This window comes from Lentzea sp. NPDC036949 (assembly GCF_055608075.1).
In genome coordinates this window covers 257406-278882 of sequence record NZ_JBVJRA010000001.1, presented here as the reverse complement: position 1 = coordinate 278882, position 21477 = coordinate 257406, and the positions used below count along the sequence as shown (strand labels likewise).

Annotated in this window: 18 protein-coding genes; 13 read left to right on the top strand and 5 right to left on the bottom strand. The window is 68.8% G+C overall.

Translation table 11 applies throughout. The features are described from left to right. Window positions 1-50 precede the first annotated feature (50 nt). From ACZ7CD_RS01365 to ACZ7CD_RS01305, 13 genes are all read left to right on the top strand, one after another. Window positions 51-1118 carry an ABC transporter ATP-binding protein gene (locus ACZ7CD_RS01365; RefSeq protein WP_458430173.1) on the top strand — a complete coding sequence of 356 codons (1068 nt, stop codon included), beginning with the start codon at window positions 51-53 and terminating at the stop codon, window positions 1116-1118. Further along, entirely contained in the window at window positions 1115-1897 is a 783-nt protein-coding gene (locus tag ACZ7CD_RS01360; protein ID WP_360395681.1) for an MlaE family ABC transporter permease, read from the top strand. Before ACZ7CD_RS01365 ends, ACZ7CD_RS01360 begins: the two co-directional genes overlap by 4 nt. Next, the gene (locus tag ACZ7CD_RS01355) at window positions 1897-2706 is read left to right on the top strand and encodes an MlaE family ABC transporter permease (protein WP_360395683.1); all 810 of its coding nucleotides are present in this window, start codon (window positions 1897-1899) and stop codon (window positions 2704-2706) included. The genes ACZ7CD_RS01360 and ACZ7CD_RS01355 overlap by 1 nt, the downstream gene beginning before the upstream one ends. Further along, a complete protein-coding gene (locus ACZ7CD_RS01350; RefSeq protein WP_360395685.1) occupies window positions 2703-4019 on the top strand; it encodes an MCE family protein in 1317 nt (438 codons plus the stop codon). The genes ACZ7CD_RS01355 and ACZ7CD_RS01350 overlap by 4 nt, the downstream gene beginning before the upstream one ends. After that, on the top strand, window positions 4016-5047 hold the full coding sequence (locus ACZ7CD_RS01345) for an MCE family protein (RefSeq protein ID WP_360395687.1): 1032 nt from the start codon (window positions 4016-4018) through the stop codon (window positions 5045-5047). Before ACZ7CD_RS01350 ends, ACZ7CD_RS01345 begins: the two co-directional genes overlap by 4 nt. Continuing rightward, the gene (locus tag ACZ7CD_RS01340; protein WP_470378140.1) at window positions 5044-6045 is read left to right on the top strand and encodes an MCE family protein; all 1002 of its coding nucleotides are present in this window, start codon (window positions 5044-5046) and stop codon (window positions 6043-6045) included. Before ACZ7CD_RS01345 ends, ACZ7CD_RS01340 begins: the two co-directional genes overlap by 4 nt. Beyond that, a complete protein-coding gene (locus ACZ7CD_RS01335) occupies window positions 6042-7208 on the top strand; it encodes an MCE family protein (RefSeq protein WP_360395691.1) in 1167 nt (388 codons plus the stop codon). The genes ACZ7CD_RS01340 and ACZ7CD_RS01335 overlap by 4 nt, the downstream gene beginning before the upstream one ends. Next, entirely contained in the window at window positions 7205-8347 is a 1143-nt protein-coding gene (locus tag ACZ7CD_RS01330; RefSeq protein WP_458430176.1) for an MCE family protein, read from the top strand. Before ACZ7CD_RS01335 ends, ACZ7CD_RS01330 begins: the two co-directional genes overlap by 4 nt. Beyond that, window positions 8344-9570, top strand: a complete 1227-nt coding sequence (locus ACZ7CD_RS01325; RefSeq protein ID WP_360395695.1) for an MCE family protein — start codon at window positions 8344-8346, stop codon at window positions 9568-9570. Before ACZ7CD_RS01330 ends, ACZ7CD_RS01325 begins: the two co-directional genes overlap by 4 nt. Continuing rightward, a complete protein-coding gene (locus ACZ7CD_RS01320; protein WP_360395697.1) occupies window positions 9570-10070 on the top strand; it encodes a nuclear transport factor 2 family protein in 501 nt (166 codons plus the stop codon). The genes ACZ7CD_RS01325 and ACZ7CD_RS01320 overlap by 1 nt, the downstream gene beginning before the upstream one ends. 47 nt (window positions 10071-10117) lie before the next feature. After that, a complete protein-coding gene (locus tag ACZ7CD_RS01315; RefSeq protein ID WP_470378139.1) occupies window positions 10118-11023 on the top strand; it encodes a hypothetical protein in 906 nt (301 codons plus the stop codon). Between the two features lie 644 nt (window positions 11024-11667). Beyond that, entirely contained in the window at window positions 11668-15153 is a 3486-nt protein-coding gene (gene rpoB, locus ACZ7CD_RS01310) for a DNA-directed RNA polymerase subunit beta (RefSeq protein WP_360395701.1), read from the top strand. 115 nt (window positions 15154-15268) lie between these two features. Then, entirely contained in the window at window positions 15269-19165 is a 3897-nt protein-coding gene (locus ACZ7CD_RS01305) for a DNA-directed RNA polymerase subunit beta' (RefSeq protein WP_360395703.1), read from the top strand. Window positions 19166-19225: 60 nt separating this feature from the next. On the opposite strand, the gene ACZ7CD_RS01300 is transcribed toward ACZ7CD_RS01305, so the two are convergent. From ACZ7CD_RS01300 to ACZ7CD_RS01280, 5 genes are all read right to left on the bottom strand, one after another. Then, window positions 19226-19507, bottom strand: coding sequence for a DUF4287 domain-containing protein (locus tag ACZ7CD_RS01300; RefSeq protein WP_458430179.1), 282 nt, complete (start codon window positions 19505-19507; stop codon window positions 19226-19228). Between the two features lie 75 nt (window positions 19508-19582). Further along, window positions 19583-20149 carry a histidine phosphatase family protein gene (locus ACZ7CD_RS01295; RefSeq protein ID WP_458430180.1) on the bottom strand — a complete coding sequence of 189 codons (567 nt, stop codon included), beginning with the start codon at window positions 20147-20149 and terminating at the stop codon, window positions 19583-19585. A 19-nt stretch (window positions 20150-20168) separates the two neighbouring features. Beyond that, window positions 20169-20606, bottom strand: coding sequence for a hypothetical protein (locus tag ACZ7CD_RS01290; protein ID WP_470378138.1), 438 nt, complete (start codon window positions 20604-20606; stop codon window positions 20169-20171). An 8-nt stretch (window positions 20607-20614) separates the two neighbouring features. Then, the gene (locus ACZ7CD_RS01285; RefSeq protein ID WP_360395711.1) at window positions 20615-21061 is read right to left on the bottom strand and encodes a hypothetical protein; all 447 of its coding nucleotides are present in this window, start codon (window positions 21059-21061) and stop codon (window positions 20615-20617) included. Between the two features lie 93 nt (window positions 21062-21154). Further along, a complete protein-coding gene (locus tag ACZ7CD_RS01280; protein ID WP_360395713.1) occupies window positions 21155-21466 on the bottom strand; it encodes a TFIIB-type zinc ribbon-containing protein in 312 nt (103 codons plus the stop codon). Window positions 21467-21477: the final 11 nt, after the last annotated feature.

Below are 21477 nucleotides of genomic sequence, written 5' to 3'. Positions count from 1 at the left end.
CAGGTGTGACGCCGGTCCCGTCGGCGTCGTCGGGCTGTGCGGAGGTGCGGATGGGCGTCGAGGTGGTCGTCGAGGGTCTGACCAAGTCCTTCGGCAAGCAGACCATCTGGCAGGACGTCACGCTCACGTTGCCGCCGGGTGAGGTCAGCGTGATGCTCGGGCCGTCGGGCACCGGCAAGAGCGTGTTCCTGAAGTCGCTGGTGGGACTGCTCAAGCCGGAGCAGGGCAAGATCGTCATCAACGGCACGGACCTCGTGCGGTGCTCCGAGCACAAGCTCTACGAGATCCGGAAGATGTTCGGCGTGCTGTTCCAGGACGGTGCGCTGTTCGGGTCGATGAACCTGTACGACAACATCGCCTTCCCGCTGCGGGAGCACACCCGCAAGAGCGAGGCCGAGGTCCGCAGGATCGTCCTCGAGAAGATGGAGATGGTCGGTCTCGTCGGTGCGGAGAAGAAGCTCCCCGGTGAGATCTCCGGCGGCATGCGCAAGCGGGCCGGTCTGGCCCGCGCGCTGGTGCTCGACCCCGAGATCATCCTGTGCGACGAGCCGGACTCCGGGCTCGACCCGGTGCGCACGGCGTACCTGAGCCAGCTGCTGATCGACCTCAACGCGCAGATCGACGCGACGATCCTCATCGTCACGCACAACATCAACATCGCGCGGACCGTGCCGGACAACCTCGGCATGCTGTTCCGGCGGGAGCTCGTCATGTTCGGGCCGCGGGAGGTCCTGCTCACGAGCGACGAGCCGGTGGTCGAGCAGTTCCTCAACGGGCGGCGGCTCGGGCCGATCGGCATGTCCGAGGAGAAGGACCAGGCGACCATGGCCGCCGAGCAGGCGCACGCGGACGCCGGGCACTCGGACGGGTCGCCGGACGAGGACATGCGCGGGGTCGTGCCGCAGCTGGAACCGACGCCGGGGTTGCCGTACCGGGACGCGGTGCGGCGGCGCAAGGACCGGGTCATGTCGATCATCCACCGGCTGCCGCACGAGGCGCAGCAGGGCATCATCGCCAGCCTCACCACCGAGGAGCAGGTGCGGTACGGGGTGCACGTCGGGACGCCGGTCGCGGCTCCCACGCCGAGCCCGTGGCCGCGGACCGGTGGTGTGCTGTGAGCACCCAGACCTTTCCCGGCGCCGGTGCGCTGCGGGAGACCGGGAAGCTGTGCCAGCTCGGCATCGACGTGGTGCGCACGTCGTTCCGGCGGCCGTTCCAGCTGCGGGAGTTCATCCAGCAGAGCTGGTTCATCGTCAGCGTCACGGTGCTGCCGACGGCACTGGTCAGCATCCCGTTCGGCGCGGTCATCGCGTTGCAGCTGGGCAGTCTGACCAGGCAGATCGGCGCGCAGTCGTTCACCGGTGCCGCCAGCGTGCTCGCGATCATCCAGCAGGCCAGCCCGATCGTGACGGCGCTGCTCATCGCCGGTGCCGGCGGCAGTGCGATCTGCGCGGACCTCGGGTCCCGCACGATCCGCGAGGAGATCGACGCCATGGAAGTGCTCGGGGTGTCGCCGATCCACCGGCTGGTCGTGCCCAGGGTGCTGGCGGCGATGCTGGTGTCCGTGCTGCTCAACGGCATGGTCAGCGTCGTCGGCGTGCTCGGCGGCTACTTCTTCAACGTGATCATGCAGGACGGCACGCCCGGTGCCTACCTCGCGAGCTTCAGCGCGCTGGCGCAGCTGCCGGACCTGTGGATCAGCGAGCTCAAGGCGCTGATCTTCGGGTTCATCGCGGGCATCGTGGCCGCCTACCGGGGGCTCAACCCCGCGGGCGGGCCGAAGGGCGTGGGCGACGCGGTCAACCAGGCCGTGGTCATCACGTTCCTGCTGCTGTTCTTCGTCAACTTCGTCCTCACCACGATCTACCTGCAGGTCGTGCCCGCGAAGGGGAGCTGATGGCGAACAAGGTGCTGTCCACCCTGGACGGGTTCGGCGACCAGCTGTCGTTCTACCTCAAGGCGCTGGCGTGGACGCCCCGCGCGCTGAAGCGGTACTCCAAGGAGACGCTGCGGCTGCTGGCCGAGGTGAGCTTCGGGTCCGGTGCGCTCGCGGTCATCGGCGGCACGATCGGCGTGATGGTCGGGTTGTCCGTGTTCACCGGCACCGTCGTCGGTCTGCAGGGGTTCACGGCCCTCAACCAGATCGGCACGAGCGCGTTCGCCGGGTTCGTGTCCGCCTACTTCAACACGCGTGAGATCGCGCCGCTCGTCGCCGGGCTGGCGTTGAGCGCGACGGTCGGAAGTGGGTTCACCGCGCAGCTCGGCGCCATGCGGATCTCCGAGGAGATCGACGCGCTGGAGGTCATGGGCATCCCAAGCCTGCCGTTCCTGGTCACCACGCGGATCATCGCCGGGTTCGTCGCGATCATCCCGCTGTACGTGATCGGCCTGCTCACCAGCTACCTGGCGGCCAGGACGATCACCGTGGAGTTCTACGGGCAGTCGGCGGGCACGTACGACCACTACTTCAACCTGTTCCTGCCACCGGTCGACGTGCTCTGGTCGTTCGGCAAGGTGCTGGTCTTCGCGGTCGTGATCATCATGACCCACTGCTACTACGGCTACCGCGCCTCCGGCGGGCCGGCGGGGGTCGGTGTGGCCGTCGGACGGGCGGTGCGCACCGCCATCGTCACGACCGCGCTGCTCGACTTCTTCCTGAGCCTCGCGATCTGGGGCGCCACGACGACGGTGAGGATCGCCGGATGAAGAAGCGCGTGCTGGGCATCGCGTTCCTCCTCGCGATCGCCATGTTCCTGTCGCTCACGGTGGCGCTCTACAAGGACGCCTTCAGCGACTACGTGAAGGTGACGCTCAAGACCGACCACATCGGCAACCAGCTGCTGACCGCGAGCGACGTCAAGGTGCGCGGGCTGATCGTCGGCTCGGTCAAGGCCATCCGCACCACCGGCGACGGCGCCGAGCTGGAGCTCGCGCTGCTGCCGGACAAGGTCGAGCAGATCCCCGGCAACGTCTCCGCGCGCCTGCTGCCCAAGACGTTGTTCGGCGAGCGGTACGTGAACCTCGTGCTGCCGCAGCGCAAGGGCGCCGCCATCAGGGAGGGCGCGGTCATCGAGCAGGACCGCACCAGCAGCGCCATCGAGGTCGAGCGCGTGCTGAACAACCTGATGCCGGTGCTGCAGGCGATCCAGCCGGAGAAGCTCGCCACGACGCTCACGGCGTTGTCGCAGGCGCTCGACGGCCGCGGCAAGCCGCTCGGCGAGACGCTGGTGTCGCTCGACGCCTACCTCGGTGAGCTCAACCCGCAGCTGCCGGCGCTCAAGGAGAACATCTCCAGGCTCGCCGACGTCGCGAACGTCTACTCCGACGCCGCTCCCGACCTGCTCCAGGCGCTCAACGACATGACCACGACGACCAAGACCGTGGTCGACCAGCGGGACAACCTGCTCGCGCTGTACGGCTCGCTCACCACGACCTCGCAGGACCTCACGGGCTTCCTCGCGGTCAACAAGAACAACATCATCCAGCTCGCGGACACCAGCCGCCCGACGCTGGAGCTGCTGGCCAAGTACGCGCCCGAGTACCCGTGCCTGCTCAAGGGCCTCAGCGAGTTCAAGCCGGTCATCGAGAAGGCGTTCGGTGTGGGCACCAACGAGCCCGGCCTGCACATCACGCTGGAGATCACGAACACCCGCGGCAAGTACAAGCCCGGCATCGACGACCCCGAGTACCGGGACAAGCGCGGGCCACGCTGCTACGACCTGGTCCCGCGGCCGGACCCGTTCCCGCAGTACCCGCCGGAGGGTCCGGTGAAGGACGGCTCCAGCTCGCCGCCGCCCGCCCGCGTCGCCAACGACGGGATCCTGCCGCCCGCGACCGCCGGGAACGCGACCTCGCCGTCGTCGGCCACCGCGGTGAACCTCGCGAACTCGCCGGAGGAGGCCCGGATGATCGCGGCGCTGTTCGGCCCGCGGATGGGCGTGGACCCGCAGGACGTGCCGGGCTGGTCGAGCCTGCTGCTCGGACCGCTGGTGCGCGGAACGGAGGTGACGGTCGAGTGAAGGGTGTGCTCGCCCCGCTGCTGAAGCTGATCACGTTCGCCGTGGTCACGATCCTCGCCACGACCCTGCTGGCGATCACCATCGCGAACGTCAACCTGGCCGGCGCCACCGGGTACAAGGCGCGGTTCACCGACGTCACCGCCCTGAACGAGGGCGACGACATCCGCATCGCCGGCGTCCGCGTCGGGCAGGTCGACGAGATCAGGGTCGTCGACCGCAAGACCGCCGAGGTCGAGTTCTCGATCGACGGCGACCGCCGGCTGCCCGACGCGGTGACCGCGACCATCAAGTACCGCAACCTGGTGGGCCAGCGGTACATCGCGCTGGAGGCCGGCACCGGCGACACCAGCGCGGTGCTGCCCGAGGGCGGCACGATCCCGCTGGAGCGCACCAGGTCAGCGCTCGACCTCACGGTGTTGTTCAACGGCTTCAAGCCGCTCTTCCAGGCCCTGTCGCCGGACGACGTGAACAAGCTGTCGTTCGAGATCGTCCAGGTGCTGCAGGGAGAGGGCGGCACGATCGACAGCCTGCTGCGGCACACGGCGTCGCTGACCAGCACGCTCGCCGGCAAGGACAAGGTCATCGGCCAGGTCGTCGACAACCTCAACGTCGCGCTGGACACCGTGAACTCGCGCGGCGACGACCTGAACAACCTCGTCGTCACGTTGCAGCAGCTCGTGTCCGGGCTCGCGCAGGACCGCCAGCCGATCGGCGAGGCCATCACCGCGCTCGGCGACCTCACCAACGCGACCGCCGGCCTGCTGGAACAGGGCCGCGAACCGTTGCGCAACGACATCGCTCAGCTCGGCATCGTCTCGAAGACGCTGGGGGACAACGAGGTGCTCGTCGAGGGCGTGCTCCAGCGGCTGCCGAACAAGCTGGAGACGATCACCAGGACCGCGACCTACGGCTCGTGGTTCAACTTCTACCTGTGCGAGGCCAGCGGCCAGATCGCCGTGCCGCCGGTCATCACCAACCCCGTCCCCATCACGGCGTTGCCGGTGACACAGCAGAGGTGCCGCCGATGAAACAGCGCAACCCCATCGCCACCGGCGCGATCAGCCTGACGTTGATCGCACTGCTGCTGCTCGCCGCGTTCTACTCCGACGACCTGCCGATCGTGGGCGGCGGCACGAGCTACGCGGCGGACTTCAGCGAGGCCGCGGGCCTGGTGCCGGGCAACGAGGTCCGCGTCGCCGGCGTGAAGGTCGGCAAGGTCACCAAGGTCGGGCTGAACGGCGACCGGGTGCGGGTGACGTTCAAGGTCAAGGACGCCTGGGTGGGCGACCGGTCGACCGCGATGATCCGCATCAAGACGTTGCTGGGCCAGAAGTTCCTGGCGCTCGACCCGCAGGGCTCGCAGCCGCTCTCGCCCGGTGACCCGATCCCGAAGGAACGCACGCTCGCGCCGTACGACGTGAACGAGGCGTTCAACGGGCTCGCGACGACCGTCGGCCAGATCGACACCAAGCAGCTCGCGGACAGCTTCACCGTGCTGTCCGAGACGTTCAAGAACTCGCCCGAGCACGTCCGCGGCGCGCTGGACGGCCTGTCCGCGCTGTCGAAGACGATCTCCTCGCGCGACGAGCAGCTCGCGAAGCTGCTCGACAACACCCGGCAGCTGACCGGGACGCTGGCCGACCGCAACGCCGAGTTCGAGAAGCTGATCGCCGACGGCAACCTGCTGCTGGGCGAGCTGCGCAAGCGGCGGGAGGCCATCAGCGCGGTGCTCGGCGGCACGCGCGACCTGGCCAGGCAGCTCTCCGGGCTGGTCGCGGACAACCAGGACCAGCTCAAGCCCGCGCTGCAGCAGCTCGACCGGGTCACCACGATCCTGCAGCGCAACCAGGACAACCTGGACCGCAGCCTGGCGCTGCTGGCCCCGTTCTACCGGGTGTTCGCGAACACCCTGGGCAACGGGCGCTGGTTCGACACCTACATCTGCGGTCTGCTGCCGCCCTCGGTGAACCTCGGCGTCGTCGGGTTCAACGAGGAAGGCTGCCTGCCTCCGGGGGTGGCGCGATGACGACTGTGGTGCACAGCAGGGCCGGCCGGTTCATCGCGATCGCGTGCGTGCTCGCGCTCGTGCTGACCGCCGCGCTCTGGTGGGTGTTCAACGGCATGAACGGGCGCAAGGTCACCGCGCACTTCGCGGCGGCCGTCGGCGTCTACCCCGGCGGTGACGTGCGGGTGCTGGGCGTGAAGGTCGGCACGATCGACGAGGTCACGCCGGAGGGCAAGACGGTGAAGGTGGTGTTCACCGTCGACCGCGACGTGCGGGTGCCGGCGAACGCGCAGGCCGTCGTGGTCTCGCCGAGCGTGGTCAGCGACCGGTACGTGCAGCTCTCGCCCGCCTACACCGGCGGGCCGGCGATGGCCGACGACGCCGTGATCCCGCGCGAGCGCACCGCGACACCGGTCGAGCTCGACGAGCTGTACTCGTCGCTGGACAAGCTCACGACCGCGCTGGGCCCCAACGGCGCGAACGCCGACGGCGCGCTCGCGGACCTGCTGAACTCCGCGGCGAAGAACCTGGAGGGCAACGGCCAGGCGCTCAACGACACGCTGAAGAACCTGGGCCAGGCCACCCGCACGCTGTCGGGGTCGAAGGAGGACCTCTTCGCGACCGTCGACAACCTGCAGAAGTTCACGGCGATGCTGGCCGCGAACGACAGCCAGGTGCGGGACCTCAACAAGCAGCTGGCTGACGTGGCGAAGCTGCTCGCCGACGAACGCGGCGACCTCGGTGCCGCGCTGAGCGAGCTGGCGACCGCGCTGGGGCAGGTGCAGGGGTTCGTCAAGGACAACCGCGCCGGGCTGAAGTCCAACGTGGACAAGCTGGCGTCGATCACGCAGGTGCTCGTGAACCAGCGGGCGGCACTGGCCGAGACGCTGGACGTGGCACCGCTGGCGCTGGGCAACCTGCAGAACTCCTACAACGCGGCGTCCGGCACGCTCGACACCCGCGCGAACATCAACGAGCTCAACCAGCCGCCGATCGTGCTGATCTGCAAGCTGGTGCAGCAGGCGACGCCGAACAACGTGCCGCCGGTGCTCGCGAACACGTGCAAGCAGCTGGAGCCGCTGCTGAGCGGTGCGATCCCGCTGAAGTCGCCCGCAGAGGTGCTCGGCGACCTCAACGCGGGCAAGCTGCCGCTGCCCCTGCCGCTCGCGGGGGTGCCCCGGTGAAGAAGCTCGTCGTGGGTCTCGCGGCGGTGTTGCTGGTCTCCGGCTGCGGTTCCGGTGGCTTCGACGGCGTCTACAACATGCCGCTGCCCGGTGGCGCGGACGTGGGCGACCACCCGTACCGGGTGAAGGCGCACTTCAAGGACGTGCTCGACCTGGTGCCGCAGGCGGGCGTGAAGGTCAACGACGTGCCGGTCGGCCGGGTGGAGCGGATCGACCTCGCTCCCGGCGGCTGGACCGCCGAGGTCACGCTGCTCGTCAACGGCGACGTGCAGCTCCCGGCCAACGCGTACGCGAACCTGCGCCAGTCGGCGTTGCTCGGCGAGAAGTTCATCGAGCTGGGCAAGCCCAAGGACGCGAGCGGCAAGCTCGCGGACAACGCGACCATCCCGATCGAGAAGACCAACCGCAACCCCGAGGTCGAAGAGGTCTTCGGCGCGTTGTCGTTGCTGCTCAACGGTGGCGGTGTCGCGCAGCTGCAGAACATCACCAAGGAGCTCAACGCGACGTTCGAGGGCAACGAGCAGGAGATCAGGTCGCTGCTCGGCAACCTCGACACGTTCGTCGGGCAGCTGGACGAGCACAAGGCGGAGATCGTCCGCGCGCTCGACTCGATGAACCGGCTCGCCGCCACCCTCGCGCAGCAGCGGGACCGGATCACCGTGGCGCTGACCGACCTGGAGCCCGGCCTGAAGGTGCTGGCCGAGCAGCGCACGCAGCTGGTGACGTTGCTGCAGTCGCTGACCAGGCTGTCCGACGTGGCCGTGGACACGGTCAACCGCAGCCGTGACGACATCGTGGCCGACCTCAAGGCGTTGCAGCCGACGCTGACGAAGCTGGCCGAGTCGGGGCAGAACCTGCCGAACGCGTTCGAGCTGCTGCTGACCTACCCGTTCCCGGACGCGGCGGTCGACGGCATCAAGGGCGACTACACCAACGCGTTCATCGACCTGGACCTCAACCTGGGCAACGTCCTCGACAACCTGGGCCGGTCGCGGCAGACCCCGCTCGAAGGCATCCTGCCGCCGAGCCAGGGCACTCCGCTGCCGCTGCCGAACCTCCCGCTGCCCGGCATCGGCCAGGGCACCGGGTCGGGCCTCGGCGACATCCTCGGCGGTCTGCTGGGAGGGGGGCGCAAGTGATCACGCGGGGCACGAAGCTCAAGGTCGTGGCGTTCGTCCTGGTGGCGTTGCTGGGCATCTCCTACGTCAGCGCGAACTACGTCGGGCTCTTCCGCTCGTCGTCGACCGTCGTGACGATGCAGCTCGCCGACTCCGGCGGCATCTTCTCCAACGCCGAGGTCACCTACCGCGGTGTCACGATCGGCCGGGTCGGGCAGCTGCGGCTGACCGCCGACGGCGTCGAGGCCGACCTGGAGCTCGACGCCGACGCACCGCGGGTGCCGGCGTCGGCCGAGGCCGTCGTCGCCAACCGGTCGGCGGTCGGCGAGCAGTACGTGGACCTGCGGCCGAAGACCGACGGCGGCCCGTTCCTGGAGGCCGGGTCGGTGATCCCGCGGTCGGCGACGAAGACACCGCCGCCGGTGGACGGGCTGCTGACGAACCTCGACGCGTTCGCCACCTCGGTGCCGACGGACTCGCTGAAGATCGTGGTCGACGAGCTGCACACGGCCTTCAACGGCACGGGCGGCGACCTCCAGGTGCTGATCGACAACACCGCGGCGTTCACGGCAGCGGCGCGCGAGCACCTGCCGCAGACCACGCGGCTGCTGCAGGACGGGCGGATCGTGCTGGCCACGCAGGCCGCGTCCGGCGGCGCCATCCGGTCGTTCAGCGGTGACCTGCGGTTGCTCGCCGAGCAGCTGAAGGCCTCCGACGGCGACCTGCGGCGGCTCATCGTCGCGGTGCCGCCGGCGTCCGAGCAGGTGTCGGCGCTGCTCAGGGAGAGCGGGCCGAACCTGGGCGTGGTGTTCGCGAACCTGCTGACCACCTCGAACATCCTGGTGACGCGGCGCGACGGCCTGGAGCAGATCGCCGTCACCTACCCGATCGCCGTGGGCGGTGGCTTCACCGTGGCGCCGGGCGACGGGTCGGCGCACTTCGGGCTGGCGCTGAACGTGTTCGACCCGATGCCGTGCACGGTCGGGTACGAGGGCACGCGCATCCGCACCGGTGCCGACACCGCGCCCGTGCCGCTGAACACGCAGGCCTACTGCGCGCTCGCGCCCGGAAGTGCCACCTCGGTGCGCGGGTCGCAGAATGCTCCGTACGGCGGGACACCGGTGGGCACCGCGGTGACCCAGCCCGGCCAGGAGCCCACCACCGGGTCGCAGACCACCGTGCCCGAGGTGCCGTTGCTGACGTCGCTGGGCCAGCTTCTGGGCCTGCCAGAGGGGAAGAAGTAGTGCGGACCTTCACCACCGTCGCCGCCGTCCTCGCGGTCCTGACCTTCGGCTTCGCCGCGTACGCGGGCGTGACCTGGTACGCGGCGGCCCATTCCTCCGAGTCGTCGTTCGCCTCCGCGCGCGACGAGGCCCGGCGCGCGGGTGAGGTCGGCATCACGAACTTCCTGACGCTCGACTACCGCAAGGTCGACGAGGACCTGCAGCGCTGGCTGAGCTCGTCGACCGGCGAGCTGCGCGCGGAGATCGACAAGGACAAGGACGCGCGCAAGAAGCAGCTGGTCGACGCGAAGTCCGTGACGACGTCGAAGGTCCTCGACGCCGCCGTGTCCGAGCTGGACGACCGCGCGGGCACCGCCGAGATGATCGCCGTGGTCGAGAGCACCGTGACGCCCGACGGCGGCCAGCAGGTCACCAAGATCAACCGGTACCTGACCAAGCTCACCCGCACGGACGACGGCTGGAAGCTGAGCCAGCTGGGCCCGCTGCGGGCGGGCGTCTGACCCGGTCCCGGTCCCGGCTTCGGCCAGAGTTGATTGGACGAGAGCACGTGCCCCCACCCCGCCGCCGCCCCATCCCCACGCCGCCCGCCGGTGGCCGCCCGCGCGTGGCCGGTCTGAACCGCCGTGCCGCCGCGCCCGAGGCCGGTGAGGCGACCGAGGTGGTGACGCCGGAGAGCGCCGCTGCGAAGCGGGCCGAGGCGGCTGAGGCCGTCGAGCGGGCCGAGGCGGCCGGCGCGGGTGAGGTCGTCGAGGCTGCGGAGGCCGGGCAGTCCGCCGAGACCGTCGAGCCGGAGGAGTCCGGGCTCAAGGCGCCCGAGGCGGTGGACTGGACGCCGTCGGCCGCTCCGAAGCCCGCGAAGTCAGAGCCTGCGGAGGCCGAGCCGGAGGGGCTCCCGGTCGAGGTCGCCGGTACGAGGTCAGCGTCCGGGGGCTGGGTGCTGCCGGTCGCGCTGGTCGTGGTCGCGCTGCTGTTCGCGGGCCTCGGCACGTTCTTCCTGGTCAAGTCCAGGTCGGGCGGCTACGACTCGGCGCTGGTCGACTCCGCCACCACGTCCTCGGTGAACGGCCAGGTCCGCGAGGCCGTGGAGAAGTCGTTCTCGTACAACTTCGCCGACGTCACCGCCACCGAGAAGGCCGCGAAGGAGCTCCTGACCGGCAAGGCGCTCTGCCAGTACAACGCCGTCTTCGGTCCGGTCCGCGAGATCGCCCCGCAGCAGAAGCTCGTGGTCAGCGTCCGCGTCGTCTCCTCCGCCGTGTCGTCCCTGCGCGACGGCCGCGCCACCGTCCTGGTCTTCGCCGACCAGGTCACCACCCGCACCACCGACAACCAGACCGGCGGCGGCACCGCCATGCTCCAGGTCGGCGCCGTGGAGGACGGCGGCCGCTGGAAGGTCGACAACCTGAGGATGTTCGGCGCGACCGCCGACCAGGACCGCCAACTCCAGTCCTGCTGACCGGCACGCGGGCCCCCCGCGCGCCGACTTGGGGGTACGCGGGGACCCCGCGTGCGGTCCTGGAGTACGAAAGCTCCCCGCGTGCACCTTGCCGAGGGGTGCGGACGTTACGTTCGGGCTGCCTCGCTGCCCTTCGCCGGGAGCCACATACCCAGTGGATGGTCGGTGCCAAACGCTTCGGTGGGGTCGAGTAAGATCAACAACCTCGTCCAAGGCCCGCAAAGGGCTTGGAAGCACCCCAAAGGGGCCCTTCGCCAGACCCGACACGCGTGATCTCGGTCACACGGTATCTCGTGGCGCGCTGTAAGGGCGCTTGAGGCCGTCAACTTCCCACCAAACCGGGCGTACACGTGTTTGTGCAGGTCAACTGGATGACGGTCGGTGAACGGCGCTCCATCCAGAGAGTGGATAAGCGCTCGACATCTTGACTGCGCGCTCATGCAGGGTCACTCTGTCGGTGAGCAAGAGGAGGGTCCTTCGAGGTGCCTCTCGACAGTCGCCGTGCGTGTGGCTAGACTGCCCCTTTGCGCTGCCCATTTTCCGCTTGCCCTTCGCCGAGAGCGTGGATTAGTCGAGCAGCGCCGCACCCTAGACAGCCGTGCTAGTTCGCTCTAGCCAGCTATTTGTCCCTGGAAGGACGCATCTTGGCGATCTCTCGCGCGACCAAGGCCACTGCTGCGACCAACTCCACGTCGGGGATCCCTGGAGCGCCGAAGCGAGTTTCCTTCGCGAAGATTCACGAGCCGCTTCAGACGCCCAACCTGCTCGACCTGCAGATCCAGTCCTTCGAATGGCTCACCGGTGACGAGGCGTGGTTCCAGCGCCGCGTCGACGCCGGCGACGAGACCCCGACGGGCGGCCTCGAAGAGGTCCTCAACGAGATCTCGCCGATCGAGGACTTCTCCGGCTCCATGTCACTGTCCTTCTCCGACCCGCGCTTCGACGAGGTCAAGGCCTCGACCGAGGAGTGCAAGGACAAGGACATGACGTACGCGGCACCGCTGTTCGTCACGGCGGAGTTCACCAACCACACCACTGGCGAGATCAAGAGCCAGACGGTGTTCATGGGTGACTTCCCGATGATGACGAACAAGGGCACGTTCATCATCAACGGCACCGAGCGCGTGGTTGTCTCGCAGCTCGTTCGCTCGCCTGGTGTCTACTACGACACCGCGGTCGACAAGACGACGGACAAGGACGTCTTCAGCGTCAAGATCATCCCGTCCCGGGGTGCCTGGCTGGAGTTCGACGTCGACAAGCGCGACACCGTGGGTGTCCGCATCGACCGCAAGCGTCGCCAGCCGGTGACGGTGCTGTTGAAGGCCCTGGGCTGGAGCACGGAGCAGATCCGCGAGCGGTTCGCGTTCAGCGAGACGTTGCTGACCACGCTCGAGAAGGACCACACCGCGGGTACCGACGAGGCGTTGCTCGACATCTACCGCAAGCTGCGTCCGGGCGAGCCGCCCACGAAGGAGTCCGCGCAGGCCCTGCTGGAGAACCTGTTCTTCAAGGACAAGCGCTACGACCTGGCGAAGGTTGGTCGCTACAAGATCAACAAGAAGCTGGGCCTGGACACCGAGATCAACACCGGTGTGCTGACCGAGGACGACATCGTCACGACGATCGAGTACCTCGTCCGCCTGCACGCCGGTGAGACGATGATGGACGCCGCCGCCGGTGGCGACGTGCCGGTCGAGGTCGACGACATCGACCACTTCGGCAACCGCCGCCTGCGCACGGTCGGCGAGCTGATCCAGAACCAGATCCGCGTCGGTCTGTCCCGCATGGAGCGCGTCGTCCGCGAGCGCATGACCACGCAGGACGTCGAGGCCATCACGCCGCAGACCCTGATCAACATCCGTCCCGTCGTGGCGGCGATCAAGGAGTTCTTCGGCACCTCGCAGCTGTCGCAGTTCATGGACCAGACCAACCCGCTCGCGGGTCTGACCCACAAGCGCCGCCTGTCGGCGCTGGGTCCCGGTGGTCTGTCCCGTGAGCGGGCCGGCATGGAGGTCCGCGACGTCCACCCGTCGCACTACGGCCGCATGTGCCCGATCGAGACGCCGGAAGGCCCGAACATCGGCCTGATCGGTTCGCTCTCGTCCTACGCGCGGGTCAACCCGTTCGGCTTCATCGAGACGCCGTACCGCAAGGTCGTCGACGGCCGGGTCACCGACCAGATCGACTACCTGACCGCGGACGAGGAGGACCGCTTCGTCAAGGCGCAGGCGAACTCGCCGACCGACGACGAGGGCAACTTCACCGACGACCGCGTCCTGGTCCGCAAGAAGGGCGGCGAGGTCGAGTTCATCGACCCGACCGACGTCGACTACATGGACGTCTCGCCGCGCCAGATGGTGTCGGCCGCGACCGCCATGATCCCGTTCCTCGAGCACGACGACGCCAACCGCGCCCTGATGGGTGCGAACATGCAGCGCCAGGCCGTGCCGCTGCTCCGCTCCGAGTCGCCGCTCGTCGGCACCGGCATGGAGCTGCGCGCCGCGGTCGACGCCGGTGACGTCGTCGTCGCGAAGAAGACCGGTGTGGTCGAGGAGGTCTCCGCCGACTACATCACCGTCATGGCCGACGACGGTGCGCGCAACACCTACGCGCTGCACAAGTTCCGCCGGTCGAACCAGGGCACCTGCATCAACCAGAAGCCCATCGTCAACGAGGGCGACCGGGTCGAGCAGGGCCAGGTCCTGGCCGACGGTCCGTGCACCGAGAACGCCGAGATGGCGCTCGGCAAGAACCTGCTCGTGGCGATCATGCCGTGGGAAGGCCACAACTACGAGGACGCGATCATCCTGTCGCAGCGCCTCGTGCAGGACGACGTTCTCACCTCGATCCACATCGAGGAGCACGAGATCGACGCCCGCGACACGAAGCTCGGCGCCGAGGAGATCACCCGGGACATCCCGAACGTCTCCGAGGAGGTCCTCGCCGACCTCGACGAGCGCGGCATCATCCGCATCGGTGCCGAGGTCCAGCCGGGCGACATCCTCGTCGGCAAGGTCACGCCCAAGGGCGAGACCGAGCTGACGCCGGAGGAGCGCCTGCTCCGCGCGATCTTCGGTGAGAAGGCGCGCGAGGTCCGCGACACCTCCCTCAAGGTGCCGCACGGCGAGTACGGCAAGGTCATCGGCATCCGCGTGTTCTCGCGCGAGGACGACGACGAGCTGCCTCCGGGCGTGAACGAGCTCGTGCGCGTCTACGTGGCCCAGAAGCGCAAGATCCAGGACGGTGACAAGCTCGCCGGCCGCCACGGCAACAAGGGCGTCATCGGCAAGATCCTCCCCGTCGAGGACATGCCGTTCCTCGAGGACGGCACGCCGGTCGACATCATCCTGAACACGCACGGTGTTCCGCGTCGTATGAACATCGGCCAGGTGCTGGAGACCCACCTCGGGTGGATCGCCAAGCAGGGCTGGAGCATCAACGGCGACCCGGACTGGGCGAAGAACCTCTCCGAGGACCTGCTGGAGGTCGAGCCCGGTACCAAGACCGCGACCCCCGTGTTCGACGGCGCGAAGGAAGAGGAGATCACGGGCCTGCTCGGCTCGACGATCCCGAACCGCGACGGCGAGCGCATGGTCAAGGAGAACGGGAAGGCGCAGCTCTTCGACGGCCGCTCCGGCGAGCCGTACCCGTTCCCCGTGTCGGTCGGCTACATGTACATCCTGAAGCTGCTGCACCTGGTGGACGACAAGATCCACGCGCGTTCGACCGGCCCGTACTCGATGATCACGCAGCAGCCGCTGGGTGGTAAGGCGCAGTTCGGTGGTCAGCGCTTCGGTGAGATGGAGTGCTGGGCGATGCAGGCGTACGGCGCCGCGTACACCCTGCAGGAGCTGCTCACCATCAAGTCCGACGACGTGCTCGGCCGCGTGAAGGTCTACGAGGCCATCGTCAAGGGCGAGAACATCCCGGAACCCGGTATCCCGGAGTCCTTCAAGGTGCTGCTCAAGGAGCTGCAGTCGCTCTGCCTCAACGTCGAGGTCCTGTCTTCGGACGGTGCCGCGATCGAGATGCGCGACGGCGACGACGAGGACCTGGAGCGCGCGGCCGCGAACCTCGGCATCAACCTGTCGAGGTCCGAGTCGCCCTCCGTGGACGACGTCGTCAACTAGTCACCTCGCCGGCTGGTGATGGGGCTGCCTCCGAGCCAAGAAATCGGACGCAGTCCCTCACCGGCCCTCCGACCAGCTCCTTTGCCACCGATCTAAAAAGGGGAAGAGAGTAGACGTGCTCGACGTCAACTTCTTCGATGAGCTCCGCATCGGTCTCGCGACCGCGGACGACATCCGCCAGTGGTCCTACGGCGAGGTCAAGAAGCCCGAAACCATCAACTACCGCACGCTCAAGCCCGAGAAGGACGGCTTGTTCTGCGAGAAGATCTTCGGTCCCACCCGGGACTGGGAGTGCTACTGCGGCAAGTACAAGCGCGTGCGCTTCAAGGGCATCATCTGTGAGCGCTGCGGCGTCGAGGTGACCCGCGCGAAGGTGCGTCGTGAGCGCATGGGCCACATCGAGCTCGCCGCTCCGGTCACGCACATCTGGTACTTCAAGGGCGTCCCCAGCCGGTTGGGCTACCTGCTCGACCTGGCCCCCAAGGACCTCGAGAAGATCATCTACTTCGCCGCCTACGTCATCGTGGGCGTGAACGCCGAGCTGCGCCACAACGACCTGCCGACGCTCGAGAGCGAGATGCAGGTCGAGCGCAAGCGCGTCGAGAACCGCCGCGACGCCGACGTGGAGGCCCGCGCCCAGAAGCTCGAGGCCGACCTGGCCGAGCTCGAGGCCGAGGGCGCCAAGTCCGACGTGCGCCGCAAGGTCAAGGAGGGTGGCGAACGTGAGATGCGCCAGCTCCGCGACCGCGCCCAGCGCGAGCTGGACCGCCTCGACGAGATCTGGTCCACCTTCACCAAGCTCGAGCGCGCCCAGCTGATCGCGGACGAGCTGCTCTACCGCGAGCTGTACGACCGCTACGGCGACTACTTCACCGGTGCCATGGGCGCCGAGGCCATCCAGAAGCTCCTGGGTGACTACGACGTGGACGCCGAGGCCGAGGTCCTGCGCGAGACGATCCGCAGCGGCAAGGGCCAGAAGAAGCTGCGTGCGCTCAAGCGCCTCAAGGTCGTCGCCGCGTTCCAGGCGACCCGCAACAACCCGCAGGGCATGGTCCTGGACTGCGTCCCGGTCATCCCGCCGGACCTGCGCCCGATGGTGCAGCTCGACGGTGGCCGCTTCGCGACCTCGGACCTGAACGACCTGTACCGCCGCGTGATCAACCGCAACAACCGCCTCAAGCGACTGATCGACCTCGGCGCGCCCGAGATCATCGTCAACAACGAGAAGCGGATGCTGCAGGAGGCCGTCGACGCGCTGTTCGACAACGGCCGCCGCGGCCGCCCGGTCACCGGGCCCGGCAACCGCCCGCTCAAGTCGCTGTCCGACCTGCTGAAGGGCAAGCAGGGCCGGTTCCGCCAGAACCTGCTCGGCAAGCGCGTCGACTACTCCGGCCGTTCGGTCATCGTGGTCGGCCCGCAGCTCAAGCTGCACCAGTGCGGTCTGCCCAAGCAGATGGCGCTGGAGCTGTTCAAGCCGTTCGTGATGAAGCGGCTCGTGGACCTCAACCACGCGCAGAACATCAAGTCCGCCAAGCGGATGGTCGAGCGTGCGCGCCCGGCCGTGTGGGACGTGCTGGAAGAGGTCATCACCGAGCACCCGGTGCTGCTCAACCGCGCACCCACGCTGCACCGCCTCGGCATCCAGGCCTTCGAGCCGCAGCTGGTCGAGGGCAAGGCCATCCAGCTGCACCCGCTGGTCTGTGAGGCGTTCAACGCCGACTTCGACGGTGACCAGATGGCGGTCCACCTGCCGCTGAGCGCCGAGGCGCAGGCCGAGGCCCGCGTCCTGATGCTGTCGTCGAACAACATCCTGTCCCCGGCGTCCGGCAAGCCGCTGGCCATGCCGCGTCTGGACATGGTGACGGGTCTGTACCACCTGACCCGGCACAAGCCCGGCGACATCGGCGAGGGCCACTTCTACTCGTCGCCCGCCGAGGCCCTGATGGCGTTCGACCGCAAGGTCCTGGGCCTGCAGTCGATGGTGAAGATCCGCGTCTCCGACAAGAACCCGCCCAAGGGCCAGGAGCCCGAGGGCTGGGAGCCCGGTCAGCCGTGGCTCGCGGAGACCACGCTGGGTCGCGTGCTGTTCAACGAGATCCTGCCGCAGGACTACGCCTTCATCAACGAGGTCATGCCCAAGAAGCGGCAGGCCATCATCATCAACGACCTGGCCGAGCGGTACCCGATGGTCACCGTCGCCCGGACGCTGGACAAGCTGAAGGACGCCGGTTTCCACTGGGCCACCCGTTCCGGTGTGACCGTCGCGATCTCGGACGTCCTCGTCCCCGCCGCGAAGCAGGACATCCTCGAGGAGCACGAGCGCCTCGCGGACGCGGTGGAGAAGCGCTACCAGCGCGGTCAGCTCTCCCACGAGGAGCGCAACTCCGAGCTGGTCAAGGTGTGGACCAAGGCCACCGAGCAGGTCCACGAGATCATGGAAGACAACTTCCCCGAGGACAACTCGATCCGCGTCATCGTGCAGTCCGGCGCCGCCGGCAACATGACGCAGGTCCGTTCGCTCGCGGGTATGCGTGGTCTCGTCACCAACCCGAAGGGTGAGTACATCCCGCGCCCGATCAAGAACTCGTTCCGCGAGGGCTTGTCGGTGCTGGAGTACTTCATCGCGACGCACGGTGCCCGCAAGGGTCTGGCCGACACCGCGCTGCGCACCGCCGACTCGGGTTACCTGACCCGTCGTCTGGTGGACGTCTCGCAGGACGTCATCATCCGCGAGGTCGACTGCGGCACCACCCGTGGTGTCCAGATGACCGTCGGCGAGCAGCTGGGCGACAAGGTCGGCCTGCACGAGTTCGCGCAGACCTCGGTCTACGCCCGCACCGTCGCGGACGACATCCTCGACGCGCAGGGCAACCTGGTCCTGAACCGCGGTGACGACCTCGGCGACCCGGCGCTCCAGTCGCTGGTCGACGCGGGCATCATCCGCGTGAAGGTGCGCTCGGTCCTGACCTGCGAGTCCGCGGTCGGTGTGTGCGCGTCCTGCTACGGCCGCTCGATGGCGACCGGTCAGCTGGTCGACGTCGGCGAGGCCGTCGGCATCGTCGCCGCCCAGTCGATCGGTGAGCCGGGCACGCAGCTGACGATGCGCACGTTCCACCAGGGTGGTGTGGCCGGTGACGACATCACGACCGGTCTGCCCCGTGTCCAGGAGCTCTTCGAGGCCCGCGTCCCGAAGGGCAAGGCGCCGATCGCCGACGTCGACGGCCGCGTCCGCATCGAGGACGGCGACCGCTTCTGGAAGATCACGCTGATCCCGGACGACGGTTCCGAGGAGATCGTGTTCGAGAAGCTGTCGAAGCGTCAGCGCCTCGCGAACACGGCGACCGGCCCGCTGCAGGACGGCGACCACGTGGCCGTCGGTCAGCAGCTGCTGGAAGGTACCCCGGACCCGCACGAGGTCCTGCGCGTCATGGGCCCGCGCGAGGCCCAGCTGCACCTGGTGCAGGAAGTGCAGAAGGTGTACCGCGCCCAGGGTGTGGCCATCCACGACAAGCACATCGAGGTCATCGTCCGGCAGATGCTCCGCCGGGTCACGATCATCGACTCGGGTGCGACGGAGTTCCTCCCGGGCTCGCTGGTCGAGCGCGCGGACTTCGAGTCGGGCAACCGCGCCGTCGTCGCCGAGGGTGGCGAGCCGGCGGCCGGACGTCCGGTGCTGATGGGTATCACGAAGGCCTCGCTGGCAACGGACTCGTGGCTGTCCGCCGCGTCGTTCCAGGAGACCACGCGTGTGCTGACCGACGCCGCCATCAACGGGCGTTCGGACAAGCTCATCGGTCTGAAGGAGAACGTCATCATCGGTAAGTTGATCCCGGCCGGTACGGGCATCAACCGCTACCGCAACATCCAGGTCCAGCCGACCGAGGAGGCGCGCGCTGCCGCGTACGCCATCCCCTCGTACGACGACGGGTACTACACCCCGGACGTCTTCGGCACGGGCACTGGTGCCGCGGTGCCGCTGGACGACTACGACTTCGGTCGCGACTACCGCTGAACGCGCTAGTGGAGAACGGCCCCCGGAGCTTCTGCTCCGGGGGCCGTTCCGTTTGTGCCGTCAGCGGTGGGCGAGGCCGTCCAGCCGCAGCGCGGTGGAGTCGTCCCGGTGGCTGCCGGTGCTGCCGACGTGCTTGGCGCTGATCTCCGCGCCGTTCTTGAGCACGTGGTGGAGTGCCATCCCGTGCCCGCGGCCCAGGTCGTAGTCCGTCTTCAGCCATTCCAGGAAGACGCCCGCCTTCGTGCTGCCGTCGTAGCCCTGCTCGGCGGCGGCCGCCAGCAGCTCGGCCGGGGTCTTGCCGGTCTTCTTCTCCGCGCCGTCGAGGTAGGCCTGGAAGGACATCGCCGTCTCCGTTCGTCGTGATGCCCGAAGCCTAGGACAACTCCAGCTGTCTTGACAACTTTTATTGTCGGTGAGTCACAGCCCCGGCCCGGAGACCTCGACACCGTGGTCGGTGAAGCGGAGCCGGTAGATCGCCGGCATCGACATGGCCTGCGAGAACGAGTGGTCCACGGTGTCGACGCCGAAACCGACGAGCGCGCGGGACACGAACGTGCCGTGGCTGCCGATGACCACGGGGCCGTCCCCGTGCTCGCGGGCGAGCGAGGTCAGGACCGCCGTGGCGCGGGCCGTGAGCTGGTGCAGGCTCTCCGCGCCGGGGCGGGCGAAGTGCGGGTTGGCCCAGCTCTCGGCGTAGTGGCGCGCGTAGTCCGGCGTGGGGTCGATGCCGGAGTCCCACTCCCGCAGGTCGTGGCCGGTGCGCACGGGCAGGCCCAGCGCGCGGGCGAACGGTTCGACGGTCTGCACCGCCCGCAGGTACGGGCTGGAGGCGATGAGGCTGGGCTCGATCCCGGCGAGGTGCGCGACGAGGTGTTCGGCCTGCGCCAGGCCCTCCGTGGTCAGCGGCCTGCGGTACTCGTCAGGGCCGCCGCGGCGGGGAGGCGTCGACCGGGCATGCCGGACCAGGACAACTTCGGCGCGCATCAGCCGAGTGTGGCAGCGATCAGCGGCGACGGGCACGGGCCAGCGCGCGGGCCCGCAGGACGAGGTCGTCGACCAGCTGCTCGTCCACCAGCGGCGGCACGCCGGACTCGTCGGTGCAGCACCGCGGTTTCGTGCGCTTCTCCGACAACCGCGGGCGGACGCCGGCCATCTCGTACAGCACCTCGTAGAGGTCGAGGCCGGGATCGTCGTCGTGCGGGCCGACCAGCAGCACCCACACGACGTCGGGGGAGGGGAAGGCGACGACGACCCGGTCGGCACCGCGCAGGTGCTTCACGCACAGGCGGGGCAGCGGTTCGGGGCCGGTGACGCGGTAGCCGAGGGCGGCGCAGCCGGAGTGGGCGAGCTCGTCGAGGAAGCGCTCGTAGGCGACGCGGGCGCGGCCGCGGAGGCCGGCTGCCTGGGCGTGGGCGATGTGGGTTTCTACGACCTGGAGCAAAGGGGATCTCAGACCGGGCGGACCACGCGTCCCCTGCCGCTGCGCATCTCGTCGAGGGAGGCGGCGAGGTCGCTGCGTTCGAGCAGTGACTGGTCGCTGAGGCGGCGGTGGACTTCGTCGAGGAGGCCGCGGGTCTTGCCGGCGCGGCGGAGGTCGGACACGAGGTGCAGCACCTCGTGCAGGCGCACGGTGTCGAGCAGCATGCGCGGTTCCTGGCTGTGGATGGCCAGCACGCCCTCGCGGGCCCAGGCCTTCACGGTCTTCTCGGTGAGGTCGAGCAGCTCACCGGCCACCACCGGGCGCACCGGCGGGGCCTGGCGCAGGGTCTTCGCCACCACGCCGTCCAGCCGGTGGCGGCGTTCGTCGTCCTCCGCCAGGGAAGACGCGACGGACTCGAGCTCTTCGATGGTGTCGAACAGGTCGCGGATCTGGGCGGCCTCGGTTGCGACGGACATCGCTCCTCCTCCTGTTGACTACCGATTATCGCCCTGATTTTCGGTAGTCGTCAACGGCCCCGGAGTCGGGGGTCCGGGGCCGTCGCGCGGGCGTCAGGAGGAGAAGAACAGGCCGGAGAGGCCGTGGTGCTTGCGGTGGCCGTAGCCGTAACCGTGGTGGCCGCCGTGGTGGTGGTGGACCTGCTGCGGCGCGGCGCCCCAACCGGGCTGGACCGGCTGCGGGTAGGCGACGGGCGGCGGGGCCGGAGCGGCCGGCGGCGGCGTGTGCATCTGGGCCTCGAGGCGGGTGATGGACTCGAGCTCGCCGTAGTCGAGGAAGACGCCGCGGCAGCCGTCGCACTGCTCGATGTGAACGCCCATGCGGTCGAACGTGCGCATGTTCGCATGACACTTGGGACACTGCATCGTGGTGAGCC